Source organism: Clostridium aromativorans, from assembly GCF_020908015.1.
GTDB lineage: Bacteria > Bacillota > Clostridia > Clostridiales > Clostridiaceae > Clostridium_B > Clostridium_B aromativorans.
Genome location: NZ_JAJJPB010000005.1, coordinates 111,677 through 135,466, shown reverse-complemented (window position 1 = coordinate 135,466; position 23,790 = coordinate 111,677). Strand labels below are relative to the sequence as shown.

At 32.3% G+C, this 23,790-nt stretch carries 20 protein-coding genes and 1 tRNA gene; 6 read left to right on the top strand and 15 right to left on the bottom strand.

Annotated features, from left to right (window positions below):
- Nucleotides 1-55: 55 nt before the first annotated feature.
- From yabN to purR, 13 genes are all read right to left on the bottom strand, one after another.
- The gene (yabN, locus tag LN736_RS06665) at nucleotides 56-1,501 is read right to left on the bottom strand and encodes a bifunctional methyltransferase/pyrophosphohydrolase YabN (protein ID WP_150357789.1); all 1,446 of its coding nucleotides are present in this window, start codon (nucleotides 1,499-1,501) and stop codon (nucleotides 56-58) included.
- 12 nt (nucleotides 1,502-1,513) lie between these two features.
- Nucleotides 1,514-3,046 (bottom strand): putative polysaccharide biosynthesis protein, encoded by a 1,533-nt coding sequence (locus LN736_RS06660; RefSeq protein ID WP_179978177.1) that lies wholly within the window; start codon nucleotides 3,044-3,046, stop codon nucleotides 1,514-1,516.
- Nucleotides 3,047-3,240: 194 nt separating this feature from the next.
- Nucleotides 3,241-3,789, bottom strand: coding sequence for a stage V sporulation protein T (gene spoVT, locus LN736_RS06655; RefSeq protein WP_150357785.1), 549 nt, complete (start codon nucleotides 3,787-3,789; stop codon nucleotides 3,241-3,243).
- A gap of 164 nt (nucleotides 3,790-3,953) precedes the next feature.
- Nucleotides 3,954-4,979, bottom strand: coding sequence for a peptidylprolyl isomerase (locus tag LN736_RS06650; protein ID WP_179978178.1), 1,026 nt, complete (start codon nucleotides 4,977-4,979; stop codon nucleotides 3,954-3,956).
- 70 nt (nucleotides 4,980-5,049) lie between these two features.
- On the bottom strand, nucleotides 5,050-8,571 hold the full coding sequence (gene mfd, locus LN736_RS06645; protein ID WP_179978179.1) for a transcription-repair coupling factor: 3,522 nt from the start codon (nucleotides 8,569-8,571) through the stop codon (nucleotides 5,050-5,052).
- A gap of 175 nt (nucleotides 8,572-8,746) precedes the next feature.
- Entirely contained in the window at nucleotides 8,747-9,310 is a 564-nt protein-coding gene (gene pth / locus LN736_RS06640; protein WP_150357221.1) for an aminoacyl-tRNA hydrolase, read from the bottom strand.
- Between the two features lie 23 nt (nucleotides 9,311-9,333).
- Nucleotides 9,334-10,539 carry a S1C family serine protease gene (locus LN736_RS06635; protein WP_150357220.1) on the bottom strand — a complete coding sequence of 402 codons (1,206 nt, stop codon included), beginning with the start codon at nucleotides 10,537-10,539 and terminating at the stop codon, nucleotides 9,334-9,336.
- An 83-nt stretch (nucleotides 10,540-10,622) separates the two neighbouring features.
- Complete coding sequence (locus tag LN736_RS06630; protein WP_179978180.1) at nucleotides 10,623-12,038, bottom strand: sensor histidine kinase; 1,416 nt, start codon at nucleotides 12,036-12,038, stop codon at nucleotides 10,623-10,625.
- The gene (locus tag LN736_RS06625) at nucleotides 12,039-12,725 is read right to left on the bottom strand and encodes a response regulator transcription factor (protein ID WP_150357218.1); all 687 of its coding nucleotides are present in this window, start codon (nucleotides 12,723-12,725) and stop codon (nucleotides 12,039-12,041) included. It lies immediately after the preceding gene.
- Between the two features lie 225 nt (nucleotides 12,726-12,950).
- Nucleotides 12,951-13,910 (bottom strand): ribose-phosphate diphosphokinase, encoded by a 960-nt coding sequence (locus LN736_RS06620; RefSeq protein ID WP_150357217.1) that lies wholly within the window; start codon nucleotides 13,908-13,910, stop codon nucleotides 12,951-12,953.
- 21 nt (nucleotides 13,911-13,931) lie between these two features.
- Nucleotides 13,932-15,302 carry a bifunctional UDP-N-acetylglucosamine diphosphorylase/glucosamine-1-phosphate N-acetyltransferase GlmU gene (gene glmU, locus LN736_RS06615; protein WP_179978181.1) on the bottom strand — a complete coding sequence of 457 codons (1,371 nt, stop codon included), beginning with the start codon at nucleotides 15,300-15,302 and terminating at the stop codon, nucleotides 13,932-13,934.
- Nucleotides 15,303-15,503: 201 nt separating this feature from the next.
- Nucleotides 15,504-15,794: a septation regulator SpoVG gene (spoVG, locus tag LN736_RS06610; protein WP_150357215.1), complete on the bottom strand. Its 291-nt coding sequence runs from the start codon at nucleotides 15,792-15,794 to the stop codon at nucleotides 15,504-15,506.
- Between the two features lie 101 nt (nucleotides 15,795-15,895).
- On the bottom strand, nucleotides 15,896-16,711 hold the full coding sequence (gene purR, locus LN736_RS06605; RefSeq protein WP_150357214.1) for a pur operon repressor: 816 nt from the start codon (nucleotides 16,709-16,711) through the stop codon (nucleotides 15,896-15,898).
- Nucleotides 16,712-16,925: 214 nt separating this feature from the next.
- Between purR and murC the strand changes: the two genes are divergently transcribed.
- From murC to LN736_RS06575, 6 genes are all read left to right on the top strand, one after another.
- Nucleotides 16,926-18,302 (top strand): UDP-N-acetylmuramate--L-alanine ligase, encoded by a 1,377-nt coding sequence (gene murC / locus LN736_RS06600; RefSeq protein ID WP_150357213.1) that lies wholly within the window; start codon nucleotides 16,926-16,928, stop codon nucleotides 18,300-18,302.
- 81 nt (nucleotides 18,303-18,383) lie between these two features.
- Nucleotides 18,384-18,704 carry a hypothetical protein gene (locus LN736_RS06595; RefSeq protein ID WP_150357212.1) on the top strand — a complete coding sequence of 107 codons (321 nt, stop codon included), beginning with the start codon at nucleotides 18,384-18,386 and terminating at the stop codon, nucleotides 18,702-18,704.
- 65 nt (nucleotides 18,705-18,769) lie between these two features.
- Nucleotides 18,770-18,845: transfer RNA gene (locus LN736_RS06590), tRNA-Pro, on the top strand.
- Between the two features lie 179 nt (nucleotides 18,846-19,024).
- The gene (locus LN736_RS06585; RefSeq protein ID WP_179978182.1) at nucleotides 19,025-20,374 is read left to right on the top strand and encodes a [Fe-Fe] hydrogenase large subunit C-terminal domain-containing protein; all 1,350 of its coding nucleotides are present in this window, start codon (nucleotides 19,025-19,027) and stop codon (nucleotides 20,372-20,374) included.
- 37 nt (nucleotides 20,375-20,411) lie between these two features.
- The gene (locus LN736_RS06580) at nucleotides 20,412-21,056 is read left to right on the top strand and encodes an HAD family hydrolase (RefSeq protein WP_150357210.1); all 645 of its coding nucleotides are present in this window, start codon (nucleotides 20,412-20,414) and stop codon (nucleotides 21,054-21,056) included.
- Nucleotides 21,057-21,129: 73 nt separating this feature from the next.
- Entirely contained in the window at nucleotides 21,130-21,546 is a 417-nt protein-coding gene (locus LN736_RS06575) for a hypothetical protein (RefSeq protein WP_150357209.1), read from the top strand.
- A 53-nt stretch (nucleotides 21,547-21,599) separates the two neighbouring features.
- Here the strand turns inward: LN736_RS06575 and LN736_RS06570 are convergent, their stop codons facing one another.
- Both LN736_RS06570 and LN736_RS06565 read right to left on the bottom strand, forming a co-directional pair.
- Nucleotides 21,600-22,535: a TIGR01212 family radical SAM protein gene (locus tag LN736_RS06570; RefSeq protein WP_150357224.1), complete on the bottom strand. Its 936-nt coding sequence runs from the start codon at nucleotides 22,533-22,535 to the stop codon at nucleotides 21,600-21,602.
- A gap of 61 nt (nucleotides 22,536-22,596) precedes the next feature.
- Entirely contained in the window at nucleotides 22,597-23,703 is a 1,107-nt protein-coding gene (locus LN736_RS06565; protein ID WP_150357208.1) for a hypothetical protein, read from the bottom strand.
- Between the last annotated feature and the right edge of the window lie 87 nt (nucleotides 23,704-23,790).

The following is a 23,790-nucleotide window of genomic DNA, read 5'->3' as shown; positions in this document are numbered from 1 at the left end:
CATATTCTGCACTAATTTATAAACTCCTTCTTTTTTTTGCATATAAAACTCAGATTTATTTATTTTTAGATTCCTCCCAAAGTTTATCCATTTCCTCTAATGTCATATCCATCATATCTAAACCATGAGCCATAGCACTTTTCTCTATATATGCAAAACGTTTTATAAATTTCTCTATAGTATAATTTAATGCAAATTCAGGGTCGATGTCAAGGAATCTTGCTACATTTACACATGCAAATATTAAATCCCCTATTTCTTCTACTATTTTTACCTTTTCTTCACTTTTATATACATTTTTTACTTCATAATATTCCTCTAAAACTTTATCCAGTGCACTTTCAACTTTGTCCCAATCAAATCCCACATCTGCAGCTTTTTTCTGAACCTTTACTGCTCTCATAAGACCCGGCAAAGTTTTAGCTACATGTATAAGCTCATCTGTATATGTTTTTAGGCCCTGTTCTTCCTTTTTTATAATATTCCAATTCGTAAGTACCTGCTCTGTATTGTCTATATTCTCACTTCCAAATACATGAGGATGCCTATTTATCATCTTATGGCATATGCCATTAATTACATCCCTTATATTAAAAAATCCCTCCTCTTCTCCTATTTGACAGTGAAATATTATCTGAAATAATACATCACCAAGTTCTTCTACAAGATTTGCATCGTCTTTTTCATTTACAGCTTCCATCACCTCATAACTTTCTTCTATAAGATATTTTTTTAAGCTGTCGTGATTTTGCCCTTTATCCCAAGGGCATCCTGTATCACTTCTTAATTTCTTCATTATATCCAATAAATCCTTTAAATCATATGTAATTTCTAAATTTTTAGGTATATAAACTGTTGTTAAATAATCTATATCGCTTTGCCTATCTAACTCATATAATTTTATTTTCCTTATAATCTCACTGTTTTTAATTCCTGCAGACTTTATAAAATATATTTCAATATCATCTCCATAGTACTCCATCAAGGCCAATTTAACCTGGGATGCAATTAATTTATCGTACACTTGGGTTATTATGATACCAGTTCTTTTGTCCAGCATCTGATTTTTTATGTTAAAAGCATCAATTATTTTCAACCCGTCGCCAGCATCTATATTCAGTCTCTCTATAATAGTATCTATAAAACTGACTGACGGTACTATATCTATATCCAAAGATCTTTTTCTGCATAGTTCTATCAATAATTGAACTGACTTTTCCGCTACTAGAGGATGACCTGGAACTCCATAGGCTATCTGTTTGAACTTTTCATCTTTTTGTACCAAATCCTCTGCAATAGATTTATATACATCTTCAAATTTATCTTTGTCTTTGTACATATAGTCATAGGTATGAAAACTTATGCCTAATTTTTTTAAATAATTTACAGTGGGATGTTTTTCTGTTCTCAAATAGACTTCATCTGAATTTTTAAGTATATTTACGGCACCCAAGGTAAGAGATTCTACTGAGCCTGGACCTAGGCCTACTACCTTAATCATTTGTAAACCTCCTTATCTTTTTAAAAATTTACTTTTTATATAGTTATACCTAAATATTTTAAATATAACTATAAGCGGAATATAGATGATCAATCCTGAAATTATAGCCAGAAAACATGCTATTCTACTGCTTACTGTATAATTATAGACGCACATATAGATAATTACAACAGCTATTATCATAAAAATAGAAGCAAAGGCGGGTTTAACTACGATTTCAAAATAATTTACATCTATTTTTAATTTTCTAACAAGAAATATTATATTTAAAATACAAGTCAGAACATAGCCTGCTATGCTTCCACAAATGGCTCCATAAATATTTACATGGGGAATTGCTACTAAAAATGAAGTCAAAATTACTTTTACAATACATCCTAAAGATAGATTGAGTACAGGCCTAATATAATATCCTACCCCTTGTAATATAGCGGTAGATGTCTGCACCAATATTATAAATGGTATTGATAGTGCAGAATACTGAAGTATACTAGAACCGGCAGATTGACCTGGAAATATCAAATCTAAAATCGGATAAGCCAAAGTATACAATCCAAGCATAGAAGGAAGAGCAATCACCATAGAAAGTCTAAAGGATAAATCCACCTTGTTAATCACATCTAATTTTCTATTTAATATGTGTGATTCTGCAATTATAGGCATTAAGGAGGCACATAATGCAGCTGATATAGTAAGAGGTATGTTTATCAATATAAATGCTTTTCCCGTAAGTTGTCCATATAATATTGCTGCATCTTTATATGTAAAACCTGCTTCTAATAACTTCTGAGGCACCAGTGCCGAATCTATAAGACTCATTATACTACTGACGGCAGCCCCTAAAGATACTGGAATTGCTATATACAACAGTCTGCTCAGTATATCTTTGTTATCTGCCACTTTAACATTTATTTCTTTTCTTATAGGAATATATTTTATTATTAAATATATTCCCCCAAATAATCCACCTGCAGCTGCCCCCAAAGCCGCTCCACCTGCAGAATATTCTATGCCTTTAGGTAAAAGCAAGTATGCAAGTCCAACTCCAACTACCACTCTTCCTATCTGCTCTATAATCTGAGATACAGCGGTATAGTTCATATTTTGAAGTCCCTGAAAAAAGCCTCTAAATGCACTCATTATAGATATGAACATAGGTGCAAAGGCTATAGCTACCAGTGAATAGTAGGACTTTCTATCCCATTTTAGAAAATGTATAATTGGATTTGAGAATATAAGAAGCACTGCCGTAAAACCTGTTCCTAAAATGAACATTAAAAGTAAAGACTTTCTCAATACTTGAATAATACCTTTATAATCCCCAAGTGCATTTTTTTCCGATACCATTTTAGATACAGCCACAGGTATACCCGATGCAGCTGCAACAAAAAACATATAAAGGGGGAAAGACATCTGATAATATCCCACCCCTTCATCTCCCACTAGCATTTGAAGTGGCCATCTAAAAAATAATCCTAGAAATTTGGATATTATACCTGCTGCTCCTAATATAATCGTACCTTTTATAAGTGACTGTTTTTTCATAAAAATACCTCCAAATTGCTATAGTTGCAAATAATTTATTTCCATGTTTATAATTATTTAAAATTTGAAAGTATTATTACTTTAAGTGAATATTTTTTATATCACAGTCAATACTTCTTTAATAGATTAAATGACTGTTACACTGAGATGAAGTTTGCCCATAAAAAAATGGCAGCTAATGCCGCCATTTTTTCCTATTGTTCCATTTGCTTTCCAAGAAATGAAGATGCTGTTTCAGCCAGCTTAGTTTCCACATTGCCAAATTTAGCTTCCTCTTTGGATGCTATTATTACAGCTCCAATAGCATCTCCACCAGATATTATAGGGCATATAACTTGAGCAGAATATTTTCCCTGAATATCTTCATCATCATATATGGGTATAATTCCTTTTCCTTCAGAAGCTGAAACTGTCTTTCTATCATCTATTAATTTTTCCAATTCTGAACTTATTTTTTTATCCACATATTCCTTTTTAGGAGCTCCACTTATGGATACAACACTATCTTTATCACATATCATAATTATATGACCTACAGTCTGCTGTAGTGATTCAGTATATCCCTTGGAAAAATCACTGAGCTCACCAATAGGCGAATACTTTTTTAATATAACGCCTCCTTCTCTGTCCGTAAATATCTCTAAAGGATCCCCCTCTCTTATTCTAAGTGTTCTTCTTATTTCCTTCGGTATGACAACTCTACCTAGGTCGTCTATACGTCTAACAATTCCTGTTGCTTTCATGTTTAGAATTCCTCCTCAAAAATAATAATATATAACTTGTATTAATATTATTTTTCTAAATATGAAATTTTATACACAATTGTTATTTAAATTATAAAATTAAAGAGAACTATGACATAAATCATCATAATTCCCTATATGGTACTTATATGTAAAATATATATTTACATAATATTTTTTTCCTTTTTGGTTATACTTGCAGCATTTTTCCACTGCTGTAATTTCTGGGAAACCAGTTTGCTTTTTTGATCACTTTCCAGTTGTTTTTTTATCTCATCTTTAACCTTACTGAGAGGCTTAACAGGATATTTGACTTTATCTATACACTTTATTATATGATATCCGAAACTACTCTGTACCGGATCCGATATTTCTCCTCCTTTTAACGCCTTTGCCCCTGCCATAAACTGAGCGTCATACTGGGAATCATCATATTTTATAGTGCCTAAATCTCCACCCTTATTTTTTGTTGCTGTATCCTGGGAAACTTCTTTCGCAACCTTTGAGAAATCTTCCCCCTTATCCAGCCTTGTCTTTACCTTTTCAGCTTCAGCTTTAGTCTTTACAAGGATATGTGCCAGGTGCATTTTATTGGGCAGTTCCGTATATTTATCCTGATTTGCCTTATAATAATCCTCTATTTGTTTATCTGTTATCTTTATATTTTTTGTAATGCTATCACTTACTTTTTGTTGCATTTGCTGTTCTCTAAGCTGAGATAAATACATGCTTTTAAATGAATCTTCAGTAAATCCCTGAGCTTTTAGTGCCGCATCAAATTGCTCAGTACTATTTCCAAACTGCTGCTTTTTTATTTGGGCAATTTGATTGTTCATATCTGTCTTAAGCTTTTTTTCATCTGGCAAAAGTTTTAACTCTTTAGCCTTCTGTTCAATTATTTTATTTGTAATCATATCCTCAAGTATTTGCTCTTTTTGGCTTTTTATAGTATTTACAGCTTCTTCATTTTTCTCATAATCCTCTCCATATTGCTGTTTAGCCTGACTTAACAGTTGCATGGTATATGGATTTTTGTCTAAATCGCCTCTGGTGATTTTTTCTCCATTAACTACCGCTACAGTACTATTAGCTATAGCTTCTGGCGTTTTTTCTATCATATTACAACCGGCAATTGAGAACATGAACGTCATTATACACATAGCGGTTGCTAACCTTTTTATATTTTTCACAATTATTCCCCCACTCTTTCTATGTTAAAATACAGATTTATTTTAACATAAAAGTATTTTTACCACAAAGCTATTTTTGTTCATATATTTGTAGCATATAATTAATAATTTTCTTAATATCACTTAAAATATTTTCTCTTTTTACATTTTCTAATCTATATCCAAAACCAGGCTTTTTATTCATTTTTAGTACTATTTTTCTTGAATAATTTTTTAAAAGGCCCTTCATTACATTTTGATCCACTCTATTTTGACTTTCAAATGTAAATACAACTTCTCTCTTTACTTCTTTTATCTCCTCTATCCCAAGTTCCTTACCAATACTCCTTATATAGGCTATATCCATAAGATTTTGTACTGAAGATGGTATACTAGAAAATCTATCTTCCAATTCTTCTTTTACATCCAGCATATCATCATAGGAATCTATAGCAGCTATCTTCTTATACACTTCTATTTTCTGAACTTCATTTTTTATATAACTATCCGGTATATAAGCATCTATCTTCAATTCCACAGTAGTCTCCACCGGCTCTTTGTGTATTTCACCTTTTATAAGCTTCACAGTGTCCTCAAGCATTCTACAATATAGATCATACCCTATGGCAGCCATATGTCCATGCTGTGATGCACCCATCATATTGCCTGCCCCTCTTATCTCCAGATCCTTTAAAGCTATCTTAAATCCAGATCCTAACTCTGTAAATTCCTTAATGGCCTTCAGTCTTTTCTCAGCTACTTCTGTCAGAACCTTATCTTTTCTATAAGTCAAGTAACAATAAGCTATTCTATTTGTTCGTCCCACCCTTCCTCTTAATTGATAGAGCTGAGATAACCCCATCTTATCTGAATCATATATTATCATGGTATTTACATTCTGTATATCCATGCCAGTTTCTATAATAGTTGTAGACACAAGAACATCATATTTACCTTTCATAAAATCTATTATTATATTCTCAAGTTCTCTTTCCTGCATTTGGCCATGGGCCACTGCTACTTTGGCCTCTGGAACTAATTTTGATACATAGGCGGCCATTTCTTTTATGTTCTCGACCCTATTGTATACAAAATAAATCTGTCCCTTTCTATTTATTTCTCTGAGCATAGCATCTCTAATCAATTGATCATTGTATTCTACCACATAGGTTTGTATAGGATATCTCTCCTCTGGTGGTGTTTCTATTACACTTATGTCTCTGACTCCTACAAGTGACATGTGGAGAGTTCGCGGTATAGGTGTAGCACTTAAAGTCAATACATCTACATTTTTTCTGATTTTCTTAATTTTTTCTTTATGACTGACGCCAAATCTTTGCTCCTCATCTATTATAAGAAGTCCTAAATCTTTAAATTGAACATCCTTTTGTAATATCCTATGAGTGCCAATTAATATATCCACATTTCCCACCTTCACAGCCTTTATAGTAAGCTTTTGTTGAGCAGGGGTTCTAAACCTACTTATCATATCTATTTTTACAGGAAAATCAGAAAATCTTTGAACGAAATTATTATAATGCTGTTGTGCCAATATAGTAGTTGGAACTAAAAAGGCAACTTGTTTGCCGTCCATTACAGCTTTAAAAGCTGCTCTTACAGCAACTTCAGTTTTACCGTAGCCCACATCACCACAGAGCAATCTATCCATAACTTTATCTGACTCCATATCTTCTTTTATATCCTGAATGGTTGATAATTGATCTGGCGTCTCTTCGTATGGAAATTCATCTTCAAATTGTTTTTGCCAAACGGTATCCTTTGAATATCTATAGCCTTTTAAAGTAGATCTAATAGCATATAATTTTACTAAATCCTCCGCTATCTGCTCTATAGACTTCTTAGCCTTTTTTTTGGCCTTCGCCCATTCCGAGCTTCCTAATTTATTTATTTTGGGAGTTTTACCTTCAGCCCCTATATATTTTTGTACCATATCAAGTTGTTCCACCGGCACATATAATTTGTCATCAGATTCATATACAAGCTCTAGATAATCCTTTTTATGCTCCTGAAATTCCAGTTGTTTTATACCTTTATAAACACCTATTCCATGATTGACATGAACTACAAAATCCCCAGGTTTTAACTCAGTAAAACTTTTGATCTTACCTGCACCCTTTTTCACGGCCTTTTTTATATTCTTTCTCCTAGCTTCTCCAAAGACTTCTTTACTTGAAATAACACTCAACTTGAGCTCTGGATATTCAAAACCCTTTAGCTGGCTTCCAAAAGTTATAACCACTTCCCCAGGCATAATTTCACGTACTACATCCTTATAGCTGCTATCTATATCCCTATCTCTCAAGGTATCAACCAATCTTTCTCCTCTAGGTCTTGTACCTGATAAAATCAATATTCTAAAACCCTTAGATTTTCTATCTCTTATATCTTCAATAAGCAGATCTATTTGTCCATGATAATCATTGAGAGTTATCTGCGAAAAATTTATTACTGATTTGGGTAAAAATGTTTTAACTGATTTGGCAATGGGATCTAATATAATGCTCTTTCTCCTCTTGAGTTCTTCAATTAGCTGAGATTTACCAATGAGCATTTTACTCTGTTTAAGAAGTATATTTCCTCTTTGTAAAAAGCTTTTATAGTTTTCTTCAAATTCAAAATATACACTATTTAATTTTCCCTCGCATCTTTGAACATCATCCACGATTATAAAATAATCCTTTACATAATCAAAAAAAGTTGATGGATTTTCATAAAAATAAGGTAAAAAGCTATCAATAGTTTCAAAATTCCAGCTTTGTTCAAGAACTTCTAAATTTTTTACGGTAATTTCTTTTATTCTCTTAACTGCCTCATTGTCTTTTAATTTTTTTAATTTCTCAACTACTATTGCCAGATCTTCTTTTATTCCCTCTTCCCCGGCTCTAATTCTACTTTTGTCAAGTATAATTTCTCTGGCAGGAAAAATTTCTATACTATCCACTTTTTCAATACTTCTTTGAGATTCCAGATTAAAACTTCTAATAGATTCTATTTGGCTGCCAAACAACTCCAGCCTATATGGTTCCGCAGAAATTGGAGAATATATGTCCATTATACCCCCTCTTATAGAAAACTGGCCTTTTGCATCTACAACTTCACTTCTTTCATATCCACATTGAATTAGTCTTTCTGCAATATCCTTTAAATCTAAGACATCTCCAACGGATACTTTAAACATATATCTTCTATATAATTCTACAGGAATATATACTGAACTCAATGATTCCACACAAGTTATTATAATTTTCTTGCGTGAATTCAATATCTGTCTTATTACCTTCAATCTTTCCCATCTCAAATCTCCAGATATAGCATCTATATTGTAGAATACCACTTCTTTAGTTGGAAAATAATATACCTGAGACAAATAAAAGGATAAATCCTCATACAATTTCCTAGCCTCTACATCACTGTGAGTAACAATCAAGATCGGCTTATCTAAAGTTTCATATATTCCATATGTTAAATAACTTCTCGCAGATTCTGAAAGTCCATACACTCCTATAGGAAATTTATCTCTGGATATTTCCTTTATGACACTTTTAAACTTATCACTTTTTTTAATGGGTTTCATAAGCCCTTCTAATCTCATCCTAACAACCACCCTATAAATTTATTCATCCATCATAACTTAATAAAATTATCTATCACAATATCTACTTACAAATTCCAACTTTAAACATTTTTAATTGAACGCACAATAACCGTCAATCTCTTCCTTATTAGAGAGATTATACGGTTTTTTTATACTATTTTATTTATACAAACTATAAAAGCAACCCATTGAATCTGTTCATGGCTTCTTCTACGCCATTTTTCAAAATACATTCTACTGCCTCTCGGCTGACCTTTAGAACTTTTTCCATATAAATTTTATCATTTTTAGAAAATCTACCCAAAACATGGGATATAAGCTGACCTTCAGGTTGTCCTATGCCTATCTTCACTCTTACAAATTGATCTGTAGCCAGGTTAAATATTATATTTTTTACCCCGTTATGACCTCCGGCACTTCCATGAGTTTTTATTCTAAGTCTTCCAACAGGAATATCTATATCATCATGTATTATTATTATATTATTGCCCATTATTTTATAAAAATTTACAGCTTCCACCACACTTTCTCCACTCAAGTTCATATAAGTATCTGGTTTTAATAATACAACTTTATTATTTTCTATAATACCTTCTCCACAAGTTCCTTTAAATTTTTTCTTACTTAAAACAATATTGTACTTACTACTTAACAGATCTACAGCATCAAATCCTATATTATGGCGCGTGTGTTCATATTCAATCCCTATATTTCCTAAGCCAACTATTAAAAACATCAATTCACTCCAATCTTACTATTTTATCTTTGATTATCCTTTTGAATTTGAGACAAAGTTATCTGCATTTCTATAATTTCCCCATTTCTCCAAATTTTACCTAAAATTTTTTCTCCTAATTTATGTCCTCCTAATATAGCTTCTATATCTGACATACTCTTTACTTTATTCCCATCTAATTCTATCAGTATATCCGTAGGCTTTATACCCGCCACCGAAGCACCACTGTTTTTCTCCACTTGCTGAATATATATTCCCTGAACTCTATTATCCTGCGATATTACACTCTCTCCATTTATACCTAATTCCGGCCTCGAAACTTGACCATTGCTTATAAGTGACTTTATTATATTTTTTGCCTCGTTTATAGTTATAGCAAAACCAATTCCCTCTACCTTGGAACCAGCACTTAATTTCAGGCTATTTATACCTATGACATAACCCTGTATATTGCAAAGAGGGCCTCCGCTATTCCCTGGATTCATAGCTGCATCAGTCTGAATAACCTTATATATAACTCCATTATACTCTATCTTCCTATTTATTGCACTTATTATACCTGCTGTAACTGAGCCTGGAAATTCTTCGCCTAAAGAATTTCCTATGGCAATAGCAGCATCTCCAACTTTCACTTTAGAAGAATCCCCCAGTTTAGCTATTGGAAGATTTTTTGCATTTACTTTTATTACAGCTAAATCAGACCTTTCATCCACACCAGCTACAGATGCATCCAGTATTTTTCCGCTGGACAATTTAACCATAACTTTATCCGCACCCTGTATTACATGATAATTTGTAACTATATATCCATTTGAATCTATTATTATCCCGGAACCACTCCCTAAATCCTGCAGTCCAAAATAATCTTCTGCTTTATTACTTATACCCACTACTGCTGGACTCACAGCTTCTGCCACCTCAGTTATAGAATTCTCCGACGTATTTCCCGATTTATCTTCCGATTTAGCCCTATTAACATTTTCATTGGATTCAACTACTACCTGATTATTATTAGGTGTATAAATTTTAGTAACTTCCTTTTTACTACTCATATAAGCTCCAGATAATCCTCCCGAAACAGCAGCTATCAGAATAAAACAACACATTTTCCCTAATTTCACCATATTTGATCTTCTCTTGCTATTTATAAATTTTATTTTTGCTTTACTGGACTCTACGTTTTCCCATGAAACATCCTTTATGTTATCATATCTGTTGTTATCATCCATTAAATACACCTCATAATATCTAAAATCTAGAATTATTATAATAAAAAAGTTTTACACAAATATGAACAAAATAAAATAATTTGTTAAACTCTTTTCAAAGTAAAAGTAAACATAACCCCATTAGGTTCCTTATTCTCAGCCCATATATCTTCGCCTAGTTGGGTAAGGATGCTCCTTACAATAGGAAGTCCAAGCCCTGTACTTATTTTTGAAGTCCTGGATTTATCACGCTTATAGAATCTATCCCATATATATTTCATATCAGGCTCTGGTATATTAGAGCCATCATTATATATGGATACCAATACCTTCTCGCTTTTTATCTTAGTAAAAATCTTTATATTTCCATCTTGATTTACATATTTAATAGCATTATCGATTAAATTCGTAACTACCTGGGTTATTCTATCCTTGTCTGCTGCCACATAGAGTTTATCATCTTCTAAAAGTACATCTACTTTCAATCTCTTTTCATTTATTCTGGTCTCAAATTTTATAACACATAATCTTATAACTTCATTTATGTCCACCTTTTCTATTCTAAGCTTAAGCTGCCCCGATTCAATAGTCGACAAATCCAGGAGATCATTTACAAGCCTGGTAAGCCTCTGTATCTCAGAATAAGTTACAGATAGATAGTAATTTTGTTTCTCCGCTGGAATAACTCCATCAATCATTCCTCCAATAAAACCTTTTATAGATGTTATTGGAGATCTTATTTCATGAGATACATTGGATATAAATTCCCTTCTGTTTTTTTCCACTTGTTGCAGGGAATCTGCCATACTGTTGAAAGACTTCGCTAACTCACCAATTTCGTCGTCTGATTTAACCTCGACTCTCTTCTCCACTTCACCCCTGGATATTTTATCCGCAGCATAATTTATTACTTTAAGCGGCTTTATTATTATTCTCTGGGACAAATAATAAATTACAAAACAGCATATTATAATGGCAAAAACTGCTGACATCCATATGATTTCATATACTCTTATGAGGGGTCCCTTTAATTCATCTATTGATGTATGCATCATTATGGCACCCTTAAAAACTTTATTTGAAAAAATTGGTATTTCAAAAGTATGGACTGGACCCGTAAATACACTTGAATAGGTCTCACTCTTATCTACTGTTTTGTTTTCTCTAAGTTCCTTTAGATCACTGGTAACTATTTGTTTTGATGTAGCTATTAATTTTTTGTGTTCACTTTTTGAAACAGAATATACATATCCATAATTATCCACAAGCCATATGTCTGCTGATAGATAATTTCCTATATAAGTTAAAGTTTCATTTATGTCATCTACTGTTAAGTTTCCATCTAAATATTGAATAGCCTTATATTTTATAAATTGAGATTCTCTGAGCAATTCACTTTCTCTCTTTTTAAAATAATATCCTTCAAACCAATAGGATAAAAAAGCCGCTGTCATTACAAAACTCACTATAATAATTGCAATAAATGCAGCCATAAGTTTTGAAAATAACCCCTTTTTCATCTATTTCACCTCAAATTTATACCCTACACCCCATACTGTTTCTATTTGCCAGTTAGGCCCTCCTTGAAGTTTTTCTCTAAGCCTTTTAATATGAACATCCACTGTTCTAGAGTCTCCCGGATAATCATATCCCCAAACTTCACACAATAACTGTTCTCTAGTAAATACCCTGTTTTTATTATTAGCCAGATAATACAGCAATTCAAATTCCTTGGGAGGCATCTTTATTTCTTCATTTTTATATATAACTGTGTATGAATTTATATCAATTGTCAATTGTTCAAATTTAAGTACCTCTCTATTATCATTATCTACAGTATATCTTCTCAACACCGCTTTAATTCTGGCCAACATTTCTTTGGCTTCAAAAGGTTTTACTATATAATCATCTGCCCCTAGTTCAAGTCCTAAAACTTTATCAAAAGTCTCTCCTTTGGCAGTGAGCATAATCACAGGAATTTGAGATTCTTTCCTTATCCACTTAAGCACATCTATGCCATCTATATTGGGAAGCATTATATCCAATAACACTAAGTCCGGTTTATATTCTAGAAATAGAGTTTCTGCTGATTTTCCATCATTTGCAATTTGTGTTTTATATCCTGCACTCTCCAAATACATCTTTATTACTTCACAAATATTTTCATCATCATCTACAATCAAAATTTTACCTATTGAGCCCTCCATCATCATCCTCCTAATCACTTTCTATCCATAGTATTTATTATTAATTATATTTCCCAATCAATTACACTAATATTTTACATTTAATTATTAATTATCTACAATTAAATTTATCACATATGTCTATATAAAAAATATTCTCTCTTTAAAAGTTACAAATAAGTTACAAAATGGACTTACATCTTAATACAAGAGCATGTAGAAAAAATTCTACATGCTCTTTCCTCATCAATCTTCAAACAGCTTGCTTACCGAAACGCCCTCATATATCCTCCTTATAGCTTCTGCGAAAACCGAAGCTATAGACAATATTTTAAAATTATCCAATATCTTTTCCTTTGGAAGATCTATTGTATTCAACATTACAAGTTCTTTTATAACAGAATTCCTTATTCTCTCTATGGCTGGTCCAGATAACACAGCATGAGTGCAGCATGCATATACTTCTTTTGCCCCTCTATCCACAAGAGCCTGAGCGCCATTTGTTATAGTTCCAGCTGTATCTATCATGTCATCTACCAATATGGCGATTTTCCCGTTTACATCCCCAATTATATTCATTACCTCTGATACATTGGCTTTTGGTCTTCTCTTATCGATAATAGCTATAGGTGCATGGAGTTTATCCGCAAATTTTCTGGCTCTTGTTACACTTCCGAGATCCGGAGATACTACAACTATATCTTCTCTCTCTTTAAATCCTTTTTGTATAAAATATTTTGCCAGTATGGGAACTCCTAGAAGATGATCTAAAGGTATATTAAAGTACCCTTGAATTTGTGCTGCATGCAGATCCATTGTAAGAACTCTATCCGCTCCTGCAGCTGTCAGTATATCTGCTACCAATTTTGCAGTAATCGGATCTCTCGCCTTGGCTTTTCTATCCTGCCTGGCATATCCATAATAAGGTATTACAGCAGTTATCCTTTCCGCTGATGCTCTTTTAAATGCATCAATCATGATAAGAAGTTCCATTAGATTATCATTTACGGGATTATTTGTGGATTGAATTATAAATACATCCATACCCCTTACGGTTTCATTAATATCTACAGATATTTCTCCATCACTAAAAGTCGAAACCTTTGCATCTCCAACTGCAGTTCCCAAGATATTAGCTATTTGCTTAGCCAATTCAGGATGAGAATTTCCCGCAAAAATTTTAATATTTTTACCATGGGTTATCATTATGTAAAGCCCTCCTAAAATTTATTTCCTTAATCCTTTTTTATATACCCAACCTTTCTTATTTACCTGCTTTGCTCTAGCTATAGCAAGTGATCCTTCCGGGACTTCGTCTGTTATAGTAGATCCAGCTGCTATATAAGTGTTGTTATTTACTTTAACTGGTGAAACCAAATTTGTGTTGCACCCTATAAATGAATTATCCCCAATTAAAGTTTTATTTTTCACTTTGCCATCATAATTCACTACCACAGTTCCACATCCAAAATTACACTCATTCCCCACTTCGGCATCACCTATATATGTCAAATGAGATACCTTAGTTTTATCCCCAATAATAGACTTTTTTATTTCTACAAAATCACCTATTCTCACTGAATTGCCTATCACACTCTCAGGTCTTATGTATGCAAAAGGTCCTACCGTAACATTTTCTCCCACTTTACTCTCTAGTATCACTGAACTCTGTATTGTCACATTATTTTCTATCACACTGTCTTTTATACGTGAATTAGGATATAATATACAGTTTTCTCCTATAACAGTATTTCCCTGAATCACGTTACCTGGATATATTATGGTATCCTTCCCTATTCTAACATCAAGTCCTATGTAAGTAGTATTTGGATCGATAAGTGTAATTCCATTTTCCATGTGCACATTATTTATTCTATTTCTCATAACCTTTTCAGCCTCTGAAAGCTGTACTCTGGAATTGACCCCCATAATTTCCTCAAAACTTACTGGAAGGGCCCCTATCCTCTCACCCTTATTTTTCAATATTTCTATGACATCAGTTAAGTAGTACTCACCTTGAACATTGTTGTTATGTAATTTGTTTAAACTTTCAACAAGCTCCTTTATATCAAAGCAATACATTCCGGAATTTATTTCATTAACCTTTAATTCTTCTAATGAACAATCTTTATGTTCAATTATTTTAAGCACTTCTCCATTTTTTTCTCTTATAATTCTCCCATATCCATTAGGATCTTTTACTATAGATGTCAATATAGTCGCTTTATATCTACCTTTATTATGAAAATTTAACATATCTTCTATAACATCTTCTTCTATTAAAGGTGAATCTCCCGTAAATATAACTGCTGTCCCCTCTTTATCCTTTAAAAAATCGCTGGCACACAAAACCGCATGTCCAGTACCCAATTGCTTATTTTGGAAAGAATACTTTACGTTTCTACTCTTAGTAGCTTCCTTTACCTGTTCTGCCCCCCTGCCAATTACTACATCTATGTCTTCTATTTGTGCTTTTTTCACAACATCAATAACTATGTTAACCATTTCTGTCCCACATACTCTGTGTAAAACCTTAGGGATAGAAGATTTCATTCTTTTCCCTTTGCCAGCCGCTAATATTATAGCACAATTATACATTTTAACACCTCTTTATGGCATATAAGCTCATTTTTCTACACTATATCATATTAAAACGCTCTATAATATTATATTTTATATGAAAATTATTTGCAACCTCATATATAATTTTCGGAACAATTCTAAAAAACTCTCTTTCAGATATCCTTAAATATACAAAAAAAACAGGAAATAATAAAAAGGAGCAAACACTCCCCTTTATTATTCCTCCGTCTTTTGTTCGGTAGCAACTTCCTCACTTTTAACTTTTTCGTACTCATCAAGAATTGCTTTTTGTATCTTTTCTCTAGTCTGAGTATTTATTGGGTGAGCAATGTCTTTAAATTCTCCATCAGGAGTTTTTCTACTTGGCATTGCTATAAAAAGACCATTTTGTCCCTCTATAACCTTTATATCGTGAACTACGAATTCGTTATCGAAGGTTACTGAAACAATAGCTTTCATCTTACCCTCGGCAGCAATTTTCCTCACTCTAACGTCTGTAATTTGCATATAAATCCACCTCCAAGATGCTTATGTATATACTATTCTCTATATTTTATTTTTTTCCTCCTTATTTTGTTAAAAACTAATAAAATTTTTTGAAAACTTCATTAGCTAAACATTTTTGAAGGAGTCAATAGTGCATTCCCATTTTCATTAATACCCTCAAAGTCCACTATCGATACATAATTTTGTACTAATTTTTTGGGAATTCCCACATTATCTATTAAAAATCCTATACCCAAAAGTTCACTTTCAAATTCTTTTAAAAGATCAATTATACCCATGGCAGTTCCGCCTGCCTTCATGAAATCATCGATAAATATACATCTGCTTCCCTTTTTCAATGCTTTTTTAGATAATGACATATTCTGAATTCTTCCTGTAGAGCCAGATACATAATTTACAGTTATGGTAGAACCCTCTGTAAATTTTGTTTCTCTCCTCACAACCACAAGTTGAACCCCCATCATTTTAGCTACTTCATAAGCCAGGGGTATTCCCTTCGTTTCCACTGTAACCACACAGTCAATATCCATATCTATAAAAATAGACGCTAAAACCACTCCTGCTGTATGTATTATATTTGGATTAAACATTATATCCGTCATGTATAAAAAATTACCTGGTATTATTCTTTCTCTATTTTTCAAAATAATACATAATTTTTCAGCAAATTTTTTGGTCTTTTCAGGAGATATACCGCATATGTACTTAACTCCACCTGCCGCCCCTGCTACAGTATCTATTCTTCCCATATCCAATCTACTCAAAGTGTCTCTGATTACTACTATGTCTTCACTTATTGTAGATTTTGCAGTATTAAACATTTCGGTAAAATTATTCAGTCCCATTATTTTATTAGGATTTTCAAGTAATATTTTCGTTATTGCAGCTATTCTATTGTTTCTACTAAATTTTTGCATTTTATCACCTATCTATATAACTTTACGAATAATATTCTAATATTATACTCTATTATTCATATTGTATTCTAAAAGCTACGGTTAATCAATACTTATTTATAAAACACCTGAAGAAATAAAAACGTTTTACATAGAAATATAATTTTATTGTGTTTTTTAGCTAATTTTTGTATATAATTATTGATAGGTTAGTTAATATAAGGAGTGATTTAAATTGTCATTTGATTTTGTAGAAAATAAAAAAGTGCACTTCATAGGCATAGGCGGAATAAGTATGAGCGGCCTAGCTGAAATTTTGCTTGAAAATAATTTTAAAGTATCCGGTTCTGATATTAAAGCTTCTCCAATAACAGACAAACTCAAATCAATGGGCGCTCAAATATATATAGGTCAAATTGCTGAAAACATAACACAGGACATAGACTTAGTAGTATATACAGCCGCTATTTCCGAAGATAATGAAGAACTCTTAAAGGCTAAAAATTTAAATATTCCCTTAATGTCCAGAGCTGAATTCTTAGGAAATATAATGAAAGGTCATAAATACAACGTAGCAGTATCCGGAACTCATGGTAAAACCACTACTACTTCCATGTTGTCCTCTATAACACTTAAGGCAAATTTAGATCCTACCATATTAGTAGGAGGAAATTTAGATATTATAAATGGAAATGTCAGAATAGGAAACAGTCCGTACTTCATTACGGAAGCTTGTGAATACAAAGAATCCTTTTTGAAATTTTTCCCATTTATAGGTATAATTTTAAATATAGATGCCGAGCACCTTGACTACTATAAAAATATAGACAATGTACAAAATGCCTTTGTAAAATTTGCTAAATTGATTCCTCAGAATGGGTATCTAGTATGTTACAATGAAGATAATAGAATAAATAAAGTAATATCCAGCGTAAACTGTAATATAATTACCTATGGTATAAATAGCGGAAATATCACTGCTCATGACATACATTTTGATAAAAATGGATGTGCCTACTTTAAAGTGTACAAGGATAATAAAGCCATACTTTCCCTACACCTAGCCATCCCGGGCAGACACAATATATTAAATGCGCTTGCCAGTATAGCTGTTTCTTTAATTTTAAATATATCAACAGAAAATATTAAAGATGCACTGGAGGATTTTAAAGGTACCCATAGAAGATTTGAAATTAAAAGCAAAAAAAATGGGATAACAGTAATAGATGACTATGCCCACCATCCTACTGAAATAAAGGCAACTTTAAGTGCAGCTCAAAATTATCCTCATAAAAGAATAATCTGCGTGTTTCAACCACATACTTTTTCGAGAACTATAAACTTATACAGAGAATTTACTTCCGCTTTTGATAATGTAGATGAATTAATCCTCGCAGATATATATCCAGCAAGGGAAAAGGATACCGGCAAAGTGAGCTCAGCCATGCTAGCTAATGATATTTCAAAAAGAGGAATAAAGTGCAGCTATATTAAAGATTTCAACTCAATAGTAAACTATTTAAAAAATAATTTAAAGGAAGGAGATCTCTTTTTAACTATAGGTGCAGGAGATGTTTTTAAAATAGGTGAAATGTATTTGCAATCAAAATAACTTACAAAATCTATAATTTGGTGTTAAAACACTTCTAATAAGGTAATACTATAATTGATAAGCCATTGGAGGTGTTTTAATTTGAAAAACTTTTTAATATCTGCATCAGTTGATATATTCTTAATACTAGTATCCTATTTTTTATTTATAAAAATACTCAGCGGACCCATAAGGCATAAGTTATATGAAAAATTTTTTAAATCTTTTGCTAAATTTATAATCTATCTGTTTTTTATAACCTTGATTATAACAGGTTTAAGTGCATTCATATTATACAGAACCTCTTATATAGCTTATATAAATATAATATCTCCAGCTTTAGTATCTATACTGGTAGGATTTTTAATGTCAACAGTTCCTACAAGAGGTGAAGGCGATAATTCTAATATGACTGCAAAATAAAATATTTTCATATAAAATTTCTACTGTGACGTTTATATAATATATGTTATAATGTATTATATAAACGGGGTGTAGCGCAGATGGTAGCGCGCTTGCTTCGGGAGCAAGAGGTCGCAGGTTCAAATCCTGTCACTCCGACCATTTATATAGGTGGGTTTGTGGATATTTAGATCTATTGATTTGATGATACCTACCTTTTTTAGTTTATATTATGTTAAAGTAAGAGCCCCAGCTTATTTTTAAGCTAGGGGTTTCCTATACATTAAATCAAACTTTGAGCTCATCAACAAATCAATTACATAAGGAGCTGTACCATTAATATGAAAGATCAATATAGAAATTTATTTAAATCCCTGATAGAATCCTATTATAATGGAAATTTTGAAGATGAAGTAAAATTTATTTTATCACAGAGTAAAATCAATAAAAAAGAGCTTTGTAAAATCATATCTTCACTATGCGGCACCAGTACAGACTGCAGTTCTAATTTTACGGAGGATCTAAAAAAAGCAATAAAATCTTACAAACCTGATGGAAAAATAGTCAATAAAGTAAAATTCTGTACTATGGAATGTATGGACAAAACCGGCAAAACTCTATGCCAAAAATCCTGTCCTTTTGATGCTATTTTAATGGATGCTGCCCAAAATAGTATCCATATTGATAAACACAAATGCACCGACTGTGGTTTTTGTGTAGAAGCCTGTCCTACTGGAGGTATAATGGATAAAGTACAATTTCTTCCCTTAGCGAATATATTAAAAGGCAACTCACCGGTAATAGCAATTGTAGCTCCTGCTATAATAGGTCAGTTTGGGAAAGATGTAACTCTTGGGAAACTTAGAAGTGCCTTTAAAAAATTAGGATTTACAGACATGATTGAGGTGGCATTTTTTGCGGATATGCTCACTTTAAAAGAGGCCATAGAATTTGATAATCATATAAAAGACGAAAAAGATTTTATGATAACTTCCTGCTGCTGCCCTATGTGGGTAGGTATGTTAAAAAAAATTTACAATAATTTGATAAAGTACGTATCACCATCTGTTTCTCCTATGGCCGCTGGAGGAAGAGTACTCAAAAAATTAAACCCAAATTGCAAGGTGGTATTTATAGGTCCCTGCATTGCTAAAAAATCTGAAGCAAAAGAAAAAGACATAATTAAAAATATAGATTTTGTACTAACTTTTTCAGAAGTAAAAGATATATTTGATACTCTTAATATACATCCAAATGAGCTCAAAGAAGAGCCTTCTACAGAATATGCTTCCAGCGGCGGAAGGTTATATGCACGTACAGGCGGAGTATCAATTGCAGTAAGTGAAGCTGTAAAAAGAATTTTCCCTGAAAAATACAAATTATTCAAAGCAGTAAAGGCAAATGGTGTAAAAGAATGCAAATCCATACTTTCCAGAGCTCAAAATGGGGAAATAGAGGCTAATTTCATTGAAGGCATGGGATGTATCGGTGGGTGTGTAGGTGGGCCCAAGGCAATTATACCAAAAGAAGAAGGTAAAAAATATGTGGATAAATTTGCCGATGATTCTGAAATAAAAGTCTCCATTGACAGTGACTGCATGAATGAGATATTGGATAAGATAGGCATACATTCCATAGAGGATTTTAAAGATAAAAACAAGATAAAATTGTTAGAACGATTTTTTAATTAAAATATTATTTTTCATAACACAATATGAGGTGATCGTCATGCTTGAAAATATCAAGGGAGCTATTTTTGACATGGATGGAACTCTCCTGGACTCCATGTGGCTTTGGGAAAATATAGATAAAGAATATTTAAGTGAGAAAAATATACCTTTTACCATAGAACTAAAAAACACTATTCAAAATATGACCCTTGATGAAACTGCAAGATATCTTAAAGATGAATTTAATTTAACTGAAAGTGTATCTGAGATACAAAAAGAGTGGTACAATATGCTTTTCTATGAATATTCCCATAATATTTCTTTAAAACCTGGTGCAAGAGATTTTTTACATCTCTTAAAAAAGAAAAAAATAAAAATGGCTCTCGCCACCAGCAATTATAAAGCTATAGCAGAAACAAGTTTAAAGAAAAATAAAATATACAATCTATTTGATTCAATAGTAACTACAGAAGATGTAAAAAGAGGAAAAGGATTCCCAGACATATACCTTTTAGCTGCTGATAGACTGAATTTAAATCCTGAGGATTGTGCTGTATTTGAGGACATCCTATCTGCTATAAAAGTAGCCAAATCAGCAGGTATGACCGTTGTCGGCATACATGATACATATTCAGATTATCAGTGGGAGGATATATTGGCTTACACAGATATGAGCATTTTTGAATATACAGATCTAGTGTAAAATTATATAAATTTTCATCTTTAAGTACCATATTGAATATAATGTATTAAATTAATAGATATGGAGAATATTAATGTTGGCTTTTTTGTTCATAACGCTTATAATCTGTACTTCCGTAATCCTATATAATTTTCAAAGTAAAATTTCCTCGCAGAGAAGACAGATATTATCTTTAAAATATGAAAATGACAGTTTGAAGTCAAAAATATCTAAGGAAATTCCCCCAAAAATAAATGTTAGATATATTACTCCTCAATATGTAAATGCCCTAGTCACTGTAAAAAGCAATATATATCTGGCTCCTATTTTAAATTCAGGTATAATAAATACTTTAGAAAAAAATACACCAATAAGAGTTCATGACAGCATTGAGATCTTAAATGAATTCTGGTATGAAGTTTCTATTGCAGGAAGCTCTAGAATAAACTCTAAGGGATGGATAAAGTCCAATTGCATAAAAGCAAATTCACCAAATTCCAGCAATCTATAGCTGGAGTTTGGCAGAGGATAAATTTATAAATGGGAGTATTAGCAACGGTAATCTTAGGGTAAAATCTTATTTTGAAAATATATACCCTGATATATTTTTCTATCTTTCATCCTTCTGTCAATTTCATTTAGAATCTCCCATTTTTTTAAGCTCCATTTAGGCCCTATAAGCAGGTTCCTAGGTGAATCGCCGGTAAGTCTATGAATCACCATGCCCGAAGGAATGTTGCACAGAGTCCAGCACACCATGTCTATATATTCATCTTTTGTCATAAATTTTAATTGTCCTACATCATATAATTTAACAAGAGGAGTGTGTTTCATTAAATGAAGCAAATGAATTTTTACCCCCTGTATGTCCTGATGTGAAATATATTTTACTGTATTCATCATATTAATTTTATTTTCTCCAGGTAGACCCATTATTATATGAACCACCACATCAATTCCTATTTTTCTAAGTGAAGCTACTGCTTTTTCAAAAGTTTCCAATTTATACCCTCTGTTTATTATACCTGCCGTATGATCATCTGAAGTCTGAAGACCAAGTTCTACCCAGGTATAAACTTTTCTATTAAATTCCTGCAATAGATTTAAAACATCATATCCAAGGCAATCCGGTCTAGTAGCTATAGCTAGTGCCACTACTCCTTCTTGATTTACAGCTTCTTCATATTTCTCTCTAAGTACTCTCACTGGAGCATAAGTATTAGTATACGCCTGAAAATATGCTATATACTTTCCATTTTTCCATTTTTTACTCATCATCTGTTTTATATTTTCAAATTGTTCCGTTATAGAAACTTTTCTATTCCCAGCAAAATCTCCCGATCCCCTTTTACTACAAAATATACATCCTTCCTTACTTATTCTTCCATCTCTATTGGGGCAAGAAAATCCTGCATCTAAGGATATTTTAAAAACCTTGCATCCAAATTTTTTTCTCAAATAATAATTTAGACTGTAATATGCCTTGTCACCCCACTGCATTCCCAAGTCCTATCCTTTCCAAAAATAATTCAAGTACTAAAATCAACCTACTGAGATTATATCATATCTTTGCTGCCTTAAAATTTCTCAGATCCAATTCCCATTCCCCAATTATTTGAGAAAGCTCCCCTTTACTATTGTTTTTAGAGACAACATCAAAACTCAATATTCCTTCATCAAAGGAGGAAAAAATCACATTTACCTTATCAAGAGGAAACGCTTTTTCAAATTTATAGCTTATCATATCACCAGAATCTGTCTTATATACCCGTATACAATTACCTATTGCATTGTTGGTATATTGAACTACGATAAATTTTTCATCTGGAGAGAAAGCCAAAAATTCAACTTTGGAATTTTTCAAAACATCCAAATCGGTTATATCCTTACCTATAGGCTTTTCTGCTCCCTGCTGCTCATTTTGCTGTCCACCACCACCTTGCCCTCCTGAGCTATCGCCTTGTTGATCTCCTGAATCCTGGGACTGGGTCTGCATACTTTCATTTATTCTAATTATGCCTATATATGAATCACTAGAATAAGTCACCACCGCCAGTCGATCTCCATCATAAGAAAAATCCATAATGCCAAAATTTCTCTTTGGAACAGGAACCTTTTCCACATTTGCCTTGTCATCTTTACTAAATACATAATTAGGCATACTTACAATATCCGTTATTAAATTTACAACTACGCTATTTTTACTCCTCATTTTCAGCTGATTTCTCTCCACAAATACTTCTCTATCCGGTGTATTATTGGTTTCACCGATCTTGTAATCATTACCTTCTTTTATTACCTTTATGGAATATTCATCTAGAGTTGCAAAAGGTCTGATCAAATCAGCTCTTGCAACTTTCATTTTTAAAACTCCCGATTCTCCAACTTCACTGCTGTCAATCAGATTATATCCTAAAATTCGCAAATTTTTATTTTCGTCACTACGAGCATCTTTCAAAAGATCCTTAGAATACAACTTTTTAGCATTTTCCATATCACCTTTTATGAGATATTTCATATAAATATCGGCTGTAGCCGTAGCAGATTTCATATCAAAACTTTGATTTACATTTTTTGTATCCTCTTTTTTATTTAAATTACATCCTGATACCATGGCGCAAAAAAAAACTATAAGAAAAGTCACTTGAAATAAAGCCTTTTTTTTCATGTACTTTCCACTACATGTTATTATATCTGCAGTAGAAATTCACCCCTTTCAACGTTTATTTATTCTGTTTTACTATTTTATAAATTA

Bases quoted from the DNA above. Each gene is read 5' to 3' on its own strand.
- mfd (WP_179978179.1), bottom strand. From the start codon at position 8,571: ATGAGATTAGAAGGGCTTATGAAACCCATTAAAAAAAGTGATAAGTTT.
- LN736_RS06620 (WP_150357217.1), bottom strand. From the start codon at position 13,910: ATGATAACCCATGGTAAAAATATTAAAATTTTTGCGGGAAATTCTCAT.
- LN736_RS06585 (WP_179978182.1), top strand. From the start codon at position 19,025: ATGAAAGATCAATATAGAAATTTATTTAAATCCCTGATAGAATCCTAT.
- LN736_RS06625 (WP_150357218.1), bottom strand. From the start codon at position 12,725: ATGGAGGGCTCAATAGGTAAAATTTTGATTGTAGATGATGATGAAAAT.
- LN736_RS06635 (WP_150357220.1), bottom strand. From the start codon at position 10,539: ATGGATGATAACAACAGATATGATAACATAAAGGATGTTTCATGGGAA.
- pth (WP_150357221.1), bottom strand. From the start codon at position 9,310: ATGTTTTTAATAGTTGGCTTAGGAAATATAGGGATTGAATATGAACAC.
- LN736_RS06630 (WP_179978180.1), bottom strand. From the start codon at position 12,038: ATGAAAAAGGGGTTATTTTCAAAACTTATGGCTGCATTTATTGCAATT.
- spoVT (WP_150357785.1), bottom strand. From the start codon at position 3,789: ATGAAAGCAACAGGAATTGTTAGACGTATAGACGACCTAGGTAGAGTT.
- LN736_RS06580 (WP_150357210.1), top strand. From the start codon at position 20,412: ATGCTTGAAAATATCAAGGGAGCTATTTTTGACATGGATGGAACTCTC.
- LN736_RS06565 (WP_150357208.1), bottom strand. From the start codon at position 23,703: ATGAAAAAAAAGGCTTTATTTCAAGTGACTTTTCTTATAGTTTTTTTT.
- purR (WP_150357214.1), bottom strand. From the start codon at position 16,711: ATGCAAAAATTTAGTAGAAACAATAGAATAGCTGCAATAACGAAAATA.
- yabN (WP_150357789.1), bottom strand. From the start codon at position 1,501: ATGATTAAGGTAGTAGGCCTAGGTCCAGGCTCAGTAGAATCTCTTACC.
- LN736_RS06660 (WP_179978177.1), bottom strand. From the start codon at position 3,046: ATGAAAAAACAGTCACTTATAAAAGGTACGATTATATTAGGAGCAGCA.
- LN736_RS06570 (WP_150357224.1), bottom strand. From the start codon at position 22,535: ATGCAGTGGGGTGACAAGGCATATTACAGTCTAAATTATTATTTGAGA.
- LN736_RS06575 (WP_150357209.1), top strand. From the start codon at position 21,130: ATGTTGGCTTTTTTGTTCATAACGCTTATAATCTGTACTTCCGTAATC.
- spoVG (WP_150357215.1), bottom strand. From the start codon at position 15,794: ATGCAAATTACAGACGTTAGAGTGAGGAAAATTGCTGCCGAGGGTAAG.
- glmU (WP_179978181.1), bottom strand. From the start codon at position 15,302: ATGTATAATTGTGCTATAATATTAGCGGCTGGCAAAGGGAAAAGAATG.